At 64.6% G+C, this 14,969-nt stretch carries 6 protein-coding genes; 5 read left to right on the forward strand and 1 reads right to left on the reverse strand.

The window, feature by feature from the left end:
- Positions 1-147: 147 nt before the first annotated feature.
- The 5 genes from THIMADRAFT_RS24545 (at position 148) to THIMADRAFT_RS24550 (ending at position 12,439) form a co-directional block, all read left to right on the forward strand.
- Positions 148-5,694: a type I polyketide synthase gene (locus THIMADRAFT_RS24545; RefSeq protein WP_007192420.1), complete on the forward strand. Its 5,547-nt coding sequence runs from the start codon at positions 148-150 to the stop codon at positions 5,692-5,694.
- Complete coding sequence (locus THIMADRAFT_RS07630) at positions 5,691-9,836, forward strand: non-ribosomal peptide synthetase (protein ID WP_007192421.1); 4,146 nt, start codon at positions 5,691-5,693, stop codon at positions 9,834-9,836. The genes THIMADRAFT_RS24545 and THIMADRAFT_RS07630 overlap by 4 nt, the downstream gene beginning before the upstream one ends.
- Positions 9,833-10,849, forward strand: coding sequence for an O-methyltransferase family 2 (locus THIMADRAFT_RS07635; RefSeq protein WP_007192422.1), 1,017 nt, complete (start codon positions 9,833-9,835; stop codon positions 10,847-10,849). The genes THIMADRAFT_RS07630 and THIMADRAFT_RS07635 overlap by 4 nt, the downstream gene beginning before the upstream one ends.
- On the forward strand, positions 10,791-11,693 hold the full coding sequence (locus THIMADRAFT_RS28530; protein ID WP_083829234.1) for a 4'-phosphopantetheinyl transferase family protein: 903 nt from the start codon (positions 10,791-10,793) through the stop codon (positions 11,691-11,693). The genes THIMADRAFT_RS07635 and THIMADRAFT_RS28530 overlap by 59 nt, the downstream gene beginning before the upstream one ends.
- Positions 11,694-11,827: 134 nt before the next feature.
- Positions 11,828-12,439 carry a class I SAM-dependent methyltransferase gene (locus THIMADRAFT_RS24550; protein WP_007192424.1) on the forward strand — a complete coding sequence of 204 codons (612 nt, stop codon included), beginning with the start codon at positions 11,828-11,830 and terminating at the stop codon, positions 12,437-12,439.
- Positions 12,440-12,655: 216 nt separating this feature from the next.
- On the opposite strand, the gene THIMADRAFT_RS07650 is transcribed toward THIMADRAFT_RS24550, so the two are convergent.
- On the reverse strand, positions 12,656-14,932 hold the full coding sequence (locus THIMADRAFT_RS07650; RefSeq protein WP_007192425.1) for a CRTAC1 family protein: 2,277 nt from the start codon (positions 14,930-14,932) through the stop codon (positions 12,656-12,658).
- Between the last annotated feature and the right edge of the window lie 37 nt (positions 14,933-14,969).

Genomic DNA, 14,969 nt, shown 5'->3' on the forward strand with positions numbered 1-14,969 from the left:
GTTCTGGAGCGCGGGTCCGACAGGTTCGAGCCTCCGGCGGCGGGCGCTGTCCCGGAGAGGCATCGACTGGCCATTGTCAGTACGGACCCTGCCGACTTTGCAGGCTCCGTTGCCCGGGCACTCGATGCCCTCGAGACGCGTTCGAGCATGCGCTTGAATCTGGGCAACCGAATCTACTACCGCGACGCCGGCGGGCTCGAGGAACCGGGCCGTGTTGCGGTGCTCTTTCCGGGGTTCGGTCATCGCGACACCGGGCTTGCGCGGCAGCTGTGCGGTCTGTCTCCGGCAGTCGATGCTTGGTACGGAAGCGTTGCGGGTCCACGTCCGTTCGGTCTCGCCTCGGGTGATTCGGGGTCGGAGCTTGCGGGGATGCTCGATGATGTCCTGATGGCCGATCTGGCCATGTGGGTCTTGCTGCGGGATCTCGGCCTAAGCTGCGATCTGCTCGTCGGCCATAGTTTCGGCGAGCATGCTGCTTTGGTGGCGTCCGGGATGGTGCCGAGCCTGGCCGATTTGAGCCCGCTCTTCGCGTCGGTCGCGAGCCTCGATGCCGAGGGCGACCCGCTCGGGATGCTGGCGATCACGGAGGCCGCCGTCGATCTGATCGCGCCCGAGATGCAACGCGATCCGCCGTCGGTCTTCATGGCGCTGGACAATTGTCGACAGCAAAAGGTCTTCTGGGGCCAGCCCGAGGTGCTCGGACGTGTCGAAGCGCAAGTCAAGGCACAAGGTCTGCTGGCATACCGTCTCGCGGGTTTGGCGTGTCCCGTGCACACGCCCGCCTTCCCTGTTGGCGGTGAACAGTTGCGCCGAGACTATGCGGCACTCGCGCTCTCTGCGCCGCGGATCCCGGTGTGGAGCTGCAGCCGGCTGCGCCCGCTGCCCGAGGAGCGCACAGCCGCCACCGAGGTGCTGGCCGCGCAATGGCATGAGCCGGTGCGCTTCCGCGAAAGCATCCTTGCGCTCTTCGACGCCGGTTTCCGGACCTTCGTCGAGGTCGGCCCCGGCGAGCGGCTCTCCGGGTTCGTGCGCGAGACCCTTCGCGGCAAGGGCGTGTCGGCGGTGCCGACGCATCGCGAGGGCCACCCGCCCTTGCAGACGATCCACGTCGCCTTGGCTCAGCTTTATCTGCTCGGTCAGGCGATCGCTCCGGATCGCCTGAGCCCTCGGCCGAGCGTGTCCGAGGAGCGGTTCGACGGCCGCGGGATCACGTCGAGCGGTCCGCCGGAGACGCGTGGCGAATCCGGGCCGCCGCCGGCTGTGCAGCAACCCGCCTCGACGGATCGACAGCGGTTCCGGGATCTCGTCGAGGTGATTCAGGGCGAGGTCGCGGGATTGTTGGATCTCGCGGACCCCGAGTCGCTTGACTCCGAGACCGGGTTTTTCGATCTCGGGCTCGGCTCTTTGGGTTGCGTGGAGCTCAGCGAACGTCTCGGGCGGGTGCTCGGGAGATCTCTGCCGCAAACACTCGCATTCGATTACCCGGACATCACGCGGCTGGCGCGGGCCTTGGCGAGCGCCCCGGGGACGTCTCCCGAGTGCGCCGGCAGCGACGCCGGGCGCGCAACCGCAGCGTCCGAATCCGCGTCCGAGAATGAGCCGATCGCGATTGTCGGGATCGGTTGCCGCTTTCCGGGCGGGGTCGATTCACCCGATGCATTCTGGCAACTGCTCCGAGAGGGCCGGGATGCGATCTCCGAGGTCCCGCCGGAGCGTTGGGATCCGGGGGTCTACGAGGGTTGGATCGACGCCGACCAGCGCGAGGCGGCCCGATTCGGCGGGTTTCTCGCCGACGCCTTGGGCTTCGACGCGGATTTCTTCGGTATCTCGCCCCGCGAAGCCAAGACACTCGATCCGCAGCAGCGCATGCTTCTGGAGGTCAGCTGGGAATCGCTCGAAGACGCCTGCATCGATCCTAAAGGTCTCGGCGGCTCCCGCACCGGCGTCTTTGTCGGCATCAGCAGCGCGGACTATGTTCAGCGGCTCTCGCCCACGCAGCGTCTGGAGGTCGGCGGCTATCTCGCCACGGGCAATGCGCCCAGCACGGCAGCCGGACGAATCGCGTTCGCGTTGGGCCTGAACGGCCCGGCGATGGCGGTCGATACGGCCTGCTCGTCGTCACTCGTCGCGGTACACCTGGCCTGCGCCAGCTTACGGCGCGGCGAGAGCGATCTGGCGTTGGCCGGGGGTGTCAATTTGATGCTCAATCCGGAGACGACCGTCTTTCTGGCCAATGCGCATGCCCTCTCGAGGAGCGGGCGGTGCCGGACCTTCGATGCGGGCGCCGACGGCTATGTGCGTGCCGAGGGTTGCGGCGTCGTGGTGCTGAAACGGCTTTCGGATGCCTTGGCTGCGGGGGATGCGGTCGTCGCAGTGGTCTTGGGATCGGCCGTCAATCACGACGGGCGCACCTCCGGCTTGACGGTCCCGAGCGGTCCGGCCCAGAACGCATTGATCCGCGACTGTCTGCACTCGGCGGGGGTCGAGCCCTCGGAGGTCGGTTATCTCGAGGCCCACGGAACCGGGACTCCTTTGGGTGATCCGATCGAGCTACAGGCCCTGGGTGAGGTCTTTCGCTCGACGCGGGCGGTGCCGCTGCGACTCGGATCGGTCAAGTCCAATATCGGCCACCTCGAGGCGGCGGCCGGGATCGCCGGGCTGATCAAGGCCGCACTGCAACTACGCCGCCGTCGGCTGGTGCCGAGCCTCCATTTCCGGACACCGAACCCTCGCAGCAACTGGGCGTCTCTGCCGTTCGAGGTGAACCGGGACGACCGGGATTGGGACTCGGTCGGGCGGCGGATCGCCGGGGTCAGCTCCTTCGGCATCAGTGGAACCAACGCCCATGTGATCCTTGCCGAGGCGCAGTCAACGCGTTCGGCGATCGAGCAGAATGCGGAGTCGGATGGGGCCGACACGGGCCGCGCGCATCTGCTGGTTCTGTCGGCCCGAACCCCCGAGGCACTGCGCACCGCGGCGCTGCGGATGGTTGATCGCCTGGAGGAGAGTCCGGTGGATCGCTCGATGGATCCTGGAGCCGTCGAGCCGGGTGCGTTTACAACGCTGGTTGGTTGCCCTGCGTCGACGTTGGTGGACTGCGCTTCGCTTGTCCACCCTACACCGCTTGTCCACCCTACACCGCTTGTCCAGCCTACCGCTCCGATCGGGGATGTCGCCGGGTTTATCGGCGACGCCGTCGAGCCACTGTCGGCACTGTGCCGGACCAGTTGGCTGGGACGCCATCATTGGCGCTACCGCATCGGGGTGGTTGCACGCAGCCGCTTGGAGGCGCGCGATCGACTGCGCGAGCGTATGGCCTCTGCGGCTGTCGACCGGGCAGGGGCCGAGGCGCGTGCCCCGCGTGTCGCCTTTCTGTTCACCGGGCAGGGCTCGCACGAGCCGGGGATGGGGCGTGAGCTCTACGCGACCGAGCCGGTCTTTCGCCGGGCATTCGATCGCTGTTGCGAGGGACTCGCCCCCGATCTGGAGGCGCCGCTGGCCGAGGTGGTGCTGGATCCTCGCGACCGGCGTTTGGAGCAAACGGCTTGGGCCCAACCCGGGCTCTTTGCCCTCGAATACGCCTTGGTCGAGACCTGGCGCAGCCGCGGAATCGTTCCGGATGTGGTGATGGGTCATAGCCTCGGCGAGTACGTCGCGGCCTGCGTCGCGGGCGTGATGTCGCTCGAAGATGCGTTGCGACTGGTCGCCGTGCGTGCGCGTTTGATGCAGTCCTTGCCCGCAGGTGGCGGCATGCTGAGCGTCGCGGCCTCTCCCGAGGGGCTGGAGTCCGTCGTCTCGCTCGCGTCGCTCGGGCTTGACCTGGCTGCGGTCAACGGCCCCGCGAGCCTTGTGGTCGCGGGTCCGGTCGGCGCACTCGATCGCGCGGAGCGTCGGCTCATGGAGGCCGGGATCGGTTGTCGACGCCTGCCCGTCTCCCATGCTTTTCATTCGCGCTTGGTCGAGCCGATCCTGGCCGAATTCGGTCGATATGTGGCGGCCTGTCGGCTCTCGGAGCCGCGCATCGAGATGGTGTCCAATCTCACCGGCGAGAGGGTGCGGCATGAGGTGACGGATCCCGCGTACTGGGTCGACCACCTTCGACGCACGGTTCGATTCGAGGCCGGGATGCGGACGCTCTCGACGCTCGGCTGCGATGCCTATGTCGAGATCGGTCCCAAACCCGTGTTGACCGCGCTCGGCCGCGAGTCGGCAGACGATGCCCGAGGCGTGCTCTGGCTGGCGAGCATGCAGCCGCCGGTCGATCCAAGCCTGACCCTGTTGAACGCCTTGGGCCAACTTTACGAGCGAGGCGCCGATCCGGAATGGACGGGGTTGGAGCCCGCAGCCGCGAAGCGGCCTCGGGCCCGGCTGCCGACCACGCCCTTTGAACGCAGGAGCTTCTGGATCGAGATCGCCGAAGGGCGTCATGACGCCGTTGCTCCGTCGGATGCGCCGCCGCGTTTGCCCGGGCTTCTCTTGAACCTGCCCGGCAACACCGGTGCTCTGCGCTTCGAGGCCCGAACGGGCGTCGGCCTGACCCCCGAGCTCGACGGCTATCCGGCGCTCGCCGAGCGAGCTCTTCCTCCGGGTCTTCTCCTCTACGCGGCGCTGCGGGCGGCGCGTCGGGCCGCACCCGGTATCGAGATGTGGTTGGAGGCCCTACGGCTTGTCGATGTTCAGCGATTGGCGGACCCCTGCGTGATCCTGCACACCCTGGTGAAGACGCCGAACGCCGATCCCGGGGTGGTCGAGATCTACGGTCGCGCCGAGGGTGTAGAGGATGCGCCTTGGAGCCTGCTCATACAGGCGCGTTTGCGCGCCGTATCGGGTTCACCTCAGCCTGAGCCCCGGCCCATGTCCGGTCGTACTCGGGATGCGGACGAATCGCTGCTCGCGCGTCTTCGCTCGGCACATTCCGCCATCGAGAAGGCCGCTTTTTATCGCGCGGGTGAGCAGCTCGGATTCCGATACGGTCCCGATCTGCAGGTGCTGCGCGAGATCCGCCTCGGCATGCACGCGGCGAGCGCCGTTCTGGATCTGCAGACCGGCGGCGGCGTCGACCCCTCGCCCCTACCCGATCTACCGCTGGCGGCGATCGAAGGCGGGCTGCAGCTCCTGGGCGGACTTGATGCCGGTGCGACGCCGCCGCGGGTCAGACAGCTGCGCGCGATCGACCGCATCGACGTCGCCGCCCCGCTCCCGCGCGAGGTCTTGGTGTTGGTGTGGCGAGCGGAGGATCACGCATCCGCGACGATTCGGCTCCTCGATGCGCGGTCCTTTTTATTGTGTGCCGAGCTCTCAGGGATTCAGTCGGACGCGATGGAAATCACCCGGGTCTCGACGGCGGAGGGCGAGATTCGAGACAGGCTCGAGCGTGTGCCTCGCGAGGAGTGGCCACCGCTCATCGTGGGCTTCGTGAACCGAATCGCCGGTCTGATCATCGACGGGAGTCCCGATTACCGCATCGACCCGAGCCGACCTCTCACCGAGCTCGGCTTGGATTCGCTGATGGCCTTGCGGATCGCCATCGAGCTCAAGGCCGATCTCGGCGTGGAGATCCCGGTCTCGCAGATCGTCTCGGGTGCCACGATCGAGACACTGGCGGCCGTGAGCGTGGAGCAGGTCATGGACGGCGATCTGACGACGGAGGTCTCGCAAAGGCTCGACGGATTCTTCCAAGAGGGCGAGCTGTGACCGGTCTGGAGTCATTCGAGACCCTGGTGCTTGCCGGATGGCGATTCTGGCTGGACGGGGAGCGGCTGCGCTATCGCGCTCCGAAATCGGGTCTCGACGCGGAGGTCTTGGAGCGGCTGCGAGCCGATCGGGGGCGCCTGGTCGAGGCGCTGCAGCGCGATCCGGGATGCTTGGATCTTGCACCTCTCTCGCACGGCCAAAAGGCGCTTTGGCTGCTGCAACAGCTCGAACCCGGGTCTGTCGCATACAACCAGTCGATGCTCCTGCATCCGGGGCCTACTGCCGACGCGGCGCTTTGGCGCGCGGTCTGCCGACACCTCCTGAGGCGTCATCCCGTCCTGGGTACGACATTCAGCCTGCGGGACGGAGAACCGGTCCAGCGCTTCGGCGCGTCGGCCGGACTGGATTGGGCGGAGATCCGGCCGTCGTCCGAGACCTCGGATCTGACGGAAACGCTGCAACGCCTTCAAGCGGAGCCGTTCGATTTGGAGCATGGGCCCGTCGCCCGGTTTCGGTGGATCCTCGCCGAGACGGGGCCGACCTTGGCGATCCTCATCCACCATATCGCCTGCGATGGCTGGTCTTTCGAGATCATGCGGCGCGAGCTGCTCGCGCTGTGCGATCGGGCGGACGCGGTCGGGGATCCGGCGCAAAGCCTCCCCGAGCTCCGCCACGATTATCGCGATTTCGTGCTTTGGCAGCGGGAGATGTTGGCGAGCACCCGGGGCGAGCAACTCTGGGATTTCTGGAAGACCGTGCTCACCGGCCCGATTGCACCGCTTGAGCTTCCAAGGGATTTCGAGCGATCGCCGAAGCGATTGCGTTGCGCGGGCACCGTCGAGAGCGTCCTCGACGCCGAGGCGTCCGCGCGGCTCGGCGTGCTGGCCAAGTCACGCGGAGTGACCCTCAATGTCCTCATGCTGGCGGGGTTCCTGGCCCTATTGCACCGCTGGACGCGGCATACGGATCTTCTCGTCGGGGTGCCGACGGCAGGTCGCGGACTCCCCGAATGGCAGGGGGTGGTCGGTTACTTTGTCGACCCCGTCGCGATCCGCGCCGGGCTCGATCCGGACGACGCCTTCGATACCTTGCTCGAGCAGGTGCGCTCGCGCTTTCTGGCTGCCCTCGAGCATCGGGATCTCCCCTTCGCTTTGATCGTCGAACGCCTGGGTGGGCAACGCGATCCCGAGCGCTCGCCGCTCTTCGATGTCCTCTTCAATTTCATCGGCCGTCGGGGCGCGGATCCGCTCGCGGAGATTGCGGCGGTCGACGCGAAGTTCGAGCTTACGCTCACCGTCGTCGAGCTCGACGCAGGTCTTCGGTTAAGCTTCGGGTTTCGCACTGATCTTTTCGAGGCGGCAACGATCGAGCAGCTCTCAGCCGGTTTCAAGCGGTTGCTCGCCGCCATCTGCGACGATTCGAGCCGGCCGGTGGCGCATTTGCCGCTCTTGGCCGATTCGATTCCCGAACCTGCGATCCGCGGCCGCGCGCTCGACTCGGCGGCACTCCAGCCGGTCTACGTCCTGATCCGCGAGGCCGCTCGTCGCCATCCCGATGCCGTGGCGTTGGCCGATTGGCCCGAGTCCGACACGGGCGCGGTGCGCTCCTTGAGCTACCGCGCTCTGTCGAAAGAGATCGATCGCATTGCCGGCGGGCTTCTGTCCGCCGGCTGTGTCAGGGGATCGCGGATCGGTCTGTGTTGCGAGCGCGGCTCCGATGCCGTGGTCGGCCTGCTCGCGGTCCTCGCCGCAGGCGGCGCCTATGTCCCGCTGGACCCGGACGATCCGCCGCACCTGATGCGCGAAATGCTCGCCCGGGCCGGGGTCTCGCTGCTGTTGACCCAAGGTGAGCTTGCACAACGTCTCCAGACGTTGGGCGCGCCGGTGCTGCTCTTGGAGGACATGCAGGCACCGATGTACGACCGGACGTTACCCGAGGCTTGCGTCGGTCCGGACGACCTCGCCTATGTCATCTTCACATCGGGCTCCACCGGACGACCCAAAGGGGTCGCCGTCGAGCATCGCGGCCTGACGAACTACGTGGCCAGCATGACCGAGGAGCTCGGGATCCAGCCGGAATCCAGTTTCGCGTTGGTCTCCTCGCTCACCGCGGATCTCGGCAACACCGCCATCTTTCTCGCGCTGACGAGCGGCGGAACCCTGCATGTCCTGCCGAAGGCGATGACGACGGAGCCGGCCGGCTTTCGGGAGGCGCTCGCGCACGGGATCGACTACCTCAAGATCGCACCCTCGCATCTTGCTGCACTCGGGGTCGGCGGGCCGCGGCCATTGCCGCGCAAGGGCCTGATTCTCGGCGGCGAGTCGAGCCCATCCGAGTGGGTGCAGGGTCTGCTTGCGAAGGGCCGGTGTCGGATCTTCAATCATTACGGCCCAACCGAGGCAACGATCGGCGTCTTGATGCATGAGGTCCGGCGCGGGGAGAGGAATTCGGGTTCGACCTTGCCCTTGAGCCGGGCGGTCGCGAACTGCGCGATCTTACTTCTGGATCCGAGCCGGCAGCCTGTACCGAAGGGGTTTCCGGGAGAGATCTGGATCGCCGGGCCCTGCCTGGCGCGAGGATACGTCGGCGAATCGGCGGGAGATACGTCTGGTTTCGCCGTCCTCCCGGGGATCGGGCGTGCTTACCGGACGGGTGATCTGGCGAGGCAATGGTCGGATGGGGTGCTGCGGATCCTGGGCCGTGTCGATCGGCAAGTCAATCTCCACGGACATCGCATCGAGCTGGCCCAGATCGAGCAGGCGTTGCTGGCGCACGACGAGGTCGAGCAGGCGCTCGTCCTTCCCGATGCCGACGGGCTGCATGCGTCGCGACTGATCGCGTGGGTCGTGGCGTCAGAGGTCGGACGCGCGGACTTGTCGCGGGACGCGCTTCGCGGCTTTCTCGCCGCGCGGCTGCCGGCTCATTTGATCCCGAATCGGTTCCACCTCGTCGATCGCATCATTCTGACTCCGAACGGAAAGGTCGATGCTCGAGCCATGCGCGCGCTGCAGCCGGCGGAGATCACCGGCCAACGGCGTGCACCGATCACGGATGCGACCCAGTTGCGGCTGGGCGTGATCTTCTCGGAGGTCTTGCGTGTCGAGCAGTTGAGTGCGCAGGACGATTTCTTTGCGCTCGGCGGCCATTCGCTCTTGGCTGTCCAGCTGGCGGGGCGGATCTTCGAAGAATTCGGTAAGCGGCTGCCGCTGGCCGTCTTCTTCACACATCGCACGATCGAGGCCCTGGCCGAGGCGCTCCGGCAGTCGGGCGACCCTGTCGAGCGGGATACCGTTCTCGTTCCGATCCGCCGAAGCGGGGACGGCGCGCCGATCATCCTCTTTCCCGGTGCCGGCGGCAGCATTCTTTACTTCGAGGCATTGGCCGTCGCCCTGGGCGCCTTGGCTCCGATCTGGGGTGCACAAGGTTCGAGGGGCGATGTTGCCTCGATGGCCTCGCGATACCACGAGGCGATCCTGCGCCATCTCGGGCCTCGACCCTGCCATCTGATCGGCCATTCCTTCGGTGCATTGGTCGCTTTCGAGCTTGCGCGTTTGCGTGAGGCCGCTGGTTATCCGACCGGATCGCTCTGGGCCTTGGACAATCCGGGCCCGCGGGCGGTGGGCGAGGAACGATACCGTGACTGGAGCCTTCCCGATTGGTATGCCCATATCGCTCGACGCATCGCCCGACTCTACGATGTCCCTTTGGCCCTTGATCGCGCCGCGTTGGACGGCAGGACAGGCGCCGAGCAGGCCGAACGCTTCGCCGATTATCTGGTCGAGGCCGGTGCCCTGCCGCGCGGGACGCCCCGGGAGCAGCTCGAGGAGTACGTCGCGACCTATCGCGAGAACGTCATTGCGGGGGAGCGCTATGCTGGACCCGTCGCGCCCCTGCGCATGCCGATCCAACTGGTCAAGGCGCGCGATCGGGACGGGCTTCTCGCATCCGAGGATGCCCCCGAGGATCTGTCGTCGGATTGGATGTCCTGCAGCGCGCAACCGATCCGCTCGTTCGAGGTTCCCGGAACCCACATCACGATGCTGCTGAGGCCCCATGTGGATCATCTTGCCGAGCGCATTCGGTCGCTGATCGGGGCGTCATCCGAATCCAACGACATGGATCGCGAGGTACTGTCCCCATGAATGCTGCCTTTCTTGCCTGCGGCGGTATGCTGGCCTGCGCCGTCGGAGCCGCGGCCCGTCTCGGGATTGCCGACCTGCTGGCTGACGAGCACTTGTCGGCGGGCGCTCTGGCTGAACGAACCGCGACGCTTCCCGACGTTCTCGAAGTCGTCCTCGATCTACTTTGTACCCAAGGGGTGTTCCGTCGCGATGAAGCGGGTCGCTTCTCCAACACGCCGGACTCCGAACCGTTGCGCTCCGATCATCCGCGATCGATGCGCCATTTCTGCATCTTGGCGTCTGCCGAGTACCAACAGGCCTTCGGGGCACTGATGGTGACCCTCTCGACCGGAGAGTCGGGGTTCCGCGCGACCTTCAACGGCTCCATCTACGACTATATGACGCGAAATCCGGAGCCCGGCCGCGTCTACGATCTGGCGATGGAGGATTTGTCCCGTCCGTTGTCGGCGATCCTTGCGAGCGAGTGGCCCTTTGCGGAGGCCGCGACGCTCTTGGACCTCGGCGGCGGACACGGCGTTTTGCTGCGTGGTCTCCTTCGCGCTCGACCGGACTTGCGGGGGGTCTGCTTCGATCGCCGAGACGTCTGCGTGCGAGGTGATCTCGATCTCCGGCAGATGGCCCCGGATTTGGTCGGACGCTTGCGTTTCCTGGGCGGCGACTTCTTCGCCGACGTCTTGCCCGATGCCGATGTGTATCTGCTGAAGAACGTCATTCACAACTGGACGGACGAGAGCGCGATCCGGCTTCTTGCGAACGTCGCGAACGCTTTGAGCACGCGCTCGAATGCCCGCCTCTTGGTGATCGAATCGCTCACGGATGGCGGATTCTCCGAGACCTATCGTGCGATCGACGCGTTGCTTGCGCGCGTACTCTGCGAATCCGGGACGCGTCTGCGCGACCTGAATACCTTGAGCCGTTTGGTCGAAAGTAGCGGCCTCGTGGTGTTGCGGGCGAATGTGCTGTCGACCGGGCATACCCTTCTGGAATGCGCAGGCACATCCGTTGAGTCGTGAGGAGCGACGAGCCACGCCACTGCCGGATGGCGATCGGCGACCGACGAATCAGTTCCACGGGGGCCATGCTGCCCCACCGAGCAGCCGATTCCCGCCCCTCGTCGAGCGACCGCTTCCCCCGCTCGACGACGAGATTCATCTCTATACTTGGAATCTAGACAGGCCCGACCTACAGATCGACGCCGACTGGATGTCGCGCGACGAGCGCAACCGCGCCGAGAGGTTTCGATTCGAGCGAGACCGTGGCAGATTCCGCGCCGCGCGACAAACGTTGCGTTGGATCCTCGGGTCGTGTTGCGGATCTTCCCCGGACGCGATCCGATTCGACTACGGCGGTGCAGGGAAGCCGTACCTCTTCGGTAGCGAGCTGGCCTTCAATCTCTCCCACTCGGCTGGGCGGGCACTCCTCGCGGTCGTCTCGCGCGGTCCCGTCGGGGTCGATCTAGAGGAGATCAGGCCTATCGGGGGGCTGCTCACCATTGCAGAGCGCTATTTCTCGCCGATCGAAGCCGCGGAGCTCACGCGGATCTCCGGTCGATTCCCGGGGCTTGCTCGGCAGGCATTCTTCCGGTGCTGGACACGCAAGGAGGCCTTTCTGAAGGCGTCCGGCGCGGGGCTGTCGGAAGAGGCTCTTCGCGCCTTCGCAGTCTCCTGTCATCCGGACGAGGCGCCGCGTCTTTTGATTGACAATAGCTCCATTGGGGATCGTTCGGGGTGGTCCTTGACCGATGTCGCGCCTTATGACGGCTTCGTCGGTGCCGTGGTGACGTCCGGGTCGCGCCGACGTTGGTCGGCCTGGGAGCTCGGGAGCGAACTGCCGCCAAGCGTGTCCGCTTCTCGGTGATCGATCGGATCAAAAGTGCACGGCTCGCTTGCCAGTCGGAAGGCCGCTGCCTTAGCATAGCCGCGATCGACGGTCGCCCCTTGATCGGCCGCGATCTTAAGCATCAGAAGCGCATTCCAACGGGTTAACTCGCCATGCCAGAACAGCCCCCCTCCGAGATCGTCAACAGCCTGTTCGCCGACCTGCCGCAAGTCCATGCCGAGCTTGGTAATCCGGAAGGCGGTGTGTGGCGCACGGATCGACCTTGCTATGAATTCATCGCGGATCGATGCGAGCCGCAATGGCGAACCCTGGAGACGGGATTGGGGCTCTCAACGATGCTGTTTGTGCTGATTGGCACCGAGCATACCTGCGTCGCACCTTGGAAGAGCGAGATCGACAATCTTCTGCTGCATTGTCGGGACAGGCAAATCGCGACCGAGCGACTGACCTTGATCCAAGGCTTCAGCGACGATGTATTGTCGACCTTACCGCAGACTGAGCTCGACCTTGTTCTGATCGACGGCGGCCACGGCTTTCCGACTCCCATGATCGATTGGTATTACAGTGCCGGGCGCTTGCGGCAAGGTGGCGTGCTGGTGATCGACGACGTCCATCTGCCTGCCGTCCGGCTTCTTCTGGGCTATCTCGATGCCGATCCCCGGTGGACCTCGATCGTAAAGACGCCGAAGTGGGTCGCCTACGAACGTGAATCCAATGGTCCGCTCAGGGAGAGTCACGCTCAGCAAAGGTTCTGGAGTATCTAGCGCCGGAGCATAAGACCCTCCGTGCGGTAATCGAGCAGATATTCAGAAGGATGCGTGAGCCACGGTCCGCCGATTCATCTCCAACGCAAAGCCCAGATCCACAGGAGACCTGACAAAGCCAGATCCTGCAATCCGGGATGCAGCACACGCAGGTGTGGGAGCCAATGTGGGTGGGGCAGTACGCGTGAAGTCTTCGGGAAACGCCCCAAGCGGTGATTAATGCTCGCCGATCACTGTGATTTGCGTGCGCACTGACATGGATGGTCCGTTTTCTCGGCTCAAGACGGCCTCGATCGAGTAGCTTCCGGACTTGTCGAATCGCTTGGTGAGGACATTCCCGCTCGCATTCTCTAGAGGCGTTCCGTCGATCCGCCATGTGATCCGTTCCGGGGGTGTCGATGTAGGGTCAAGCAGAAGAAAACGAGCGGCTCGGTGTTGTTCGATGAGTGTTCGCGCGACGAGTAGCCGAGGCTCGGCGACTGCGTTGCCTGTGCCCTCTCGGCAAGTAAAGAGCGTGTTGCTCGAAGGCGGAACAAAACGCTCCAAGGTGCCGTCGGGCCATTCGACCAAGAGGTCTTTCACTGTCTCGGCTGCGCCGAGACCGAAGTGAAGTGTTGGCTCGTCTTGGGCCGTGACGCGTATCCCACCCGAGGCGGAGCGCATCTGCCAGCGATCTCCGGCATTGACAAAAGCCCGGGCTCCGAAGGCGTCGGACGCGCTTTTGTTCCCCTTGAGCTCGACACGGAGCCAATGGTTTCGGTTGCCGCGGTTGCGCAACAGCGTCAGCGGGCCATGTTCTTCAACGATTTCGGCCTGTCCCCGCGTAACAAGGATATCGAGAAAACCGTCCTTGTCGAAATCCGCGGTGGAGACCGAGTCGATCAGGCCCGTTTGGTAGTGCTCTTCCGTCCCTGAAGGCAGGCTCGCTGCGAAGTGGGTTTCATGGTTCTCGTAAAGCAGGTAGGGACGGGATCCGAGGTCATCGGCACAACCCAGGAAGATGTCCACGTCCATATCGTTGTCGAAGTCGCCTGCGACGGCCGAGACACAACTGGTCTTGACTGTCGATAGACCGTAGTCGCCAGGTGTGCGCTGCCAGGTTTTCTCACCTTGAACATAGAACACATCGCTTGAGCCGGCGTCGATGGGTTCCGTGATCGGGATCTCGCCGACAAGGTCGATCCGGCCGTTTCCGATGATCTCCAAAAAGAAAGGAATGCTTTCGTTCTTCTTGACCGTGACCGACCAGAGATGTGTTTCCGGATCGAACGCCAAATAAAAACCTGTCGCCGAGAGATTGAGGCTGGCGCGCCCGTGAAATCGAGTGTCGCCGCTGTCGAGCTCGAATTGGTAGGCACTAGAATTAGCACCGGACCTGCCCAGGAAGATACGCTGTTGGCTCGAATCGATCCAGCTCTTGGGTCCCGATGCTGGTCGGACGATGACCATGGCCTCGCCTTCAACCTTGAATTCGAGGCCCGCGATCGTTTCTCGACCGGGCAAACCAATCGTGACTTGTTTGAGGTTTGTCTTGCGAATGAAAGGCCCGCCCGCCTTCGTCGGACCAAAATAATCCAGACTCAGATCCCCCGTAAAATCCGCCAATACTAGGTCATAGGCATACCGAGCCCCAAGCGCCCTATCGGGCGAGACCTCGATGAAAGAGCAGGAGCCGAGCGCATTTTCGCGGTAAAGCTTACCCGGTGCACCGCTGAACTGAAGGTGTCTAGCTTGGTCTCGGAAGCCCCTGAATTGGATCACTGCACCCGATGAGTCGTCGGGTCCTAAGCCCGGGAGCGCCTGAGTGCAGGGTTCGAAATGCCCAAATTGGTTTTGAAGGTAGATCAGAGCGCGGGGATCCGGGGGGCTCGCCAGGGCGAAAATGATGTCCAGTCGTCCGTCGAGGTCGATGTCGAACCAAGATGCGCGCCGACCTCGTTGCCAGGGAAGGGCGAGACCTCTTTCCTCTGATCGATCGACGAAGCGGCCGTTTGACTGGATAAAGAGCAGGTTCGTATTCAGAATACGATCGACGTTCGTGATCGGTCCCGGTCTTAATAGGCCGGACCCGCCTCCGCGCGCGACAAACAGATCCGGTGCATTGTCGTTATCGACGTCGGCCCAAGAGGCCCCGTGCCAATCTCCCGGGGTCGATCCGAGGGCGACCGAGCCTTGATCGGAGAACCGTGCTCCGCCTTCATTGCGATAGAGTGATGCCGGAACCTTGCCGCCTGGGGCGAACTTGAATGGTCTTGGATGCGTAAAATGATGGGAGACAAAGATGTCGACGAAGCCGTCGTTGTCGAAATCGCGCCAAGATGCCCCCCAAGTCTGGCCACGGTAAGTCAGGCCGGCCTGATCGGACCAGTCCGTGAAGCCGATGGTGGTCTCGAATTCGTCTGCAGGCAGCTCCCGTGATGCCATCGCCGGCAGGAGCAACACCGCAAACGAAAATAGCATGAATCGGCGATACGTATGGCGCTGAATTCTCACGTTCTTCGCCCTCGAATCGGATGAAGATGGTAGGATC

It is taken from the genome of Thiocapsa marina 5811, from assembly GCF_000223985.1.
Lineage (GTDB): Bacteria > Pseudomonadota > Gammaproteobacteria > Chromatiales > Chromatiaceae > Thiocapsa > Thiocapsa marina.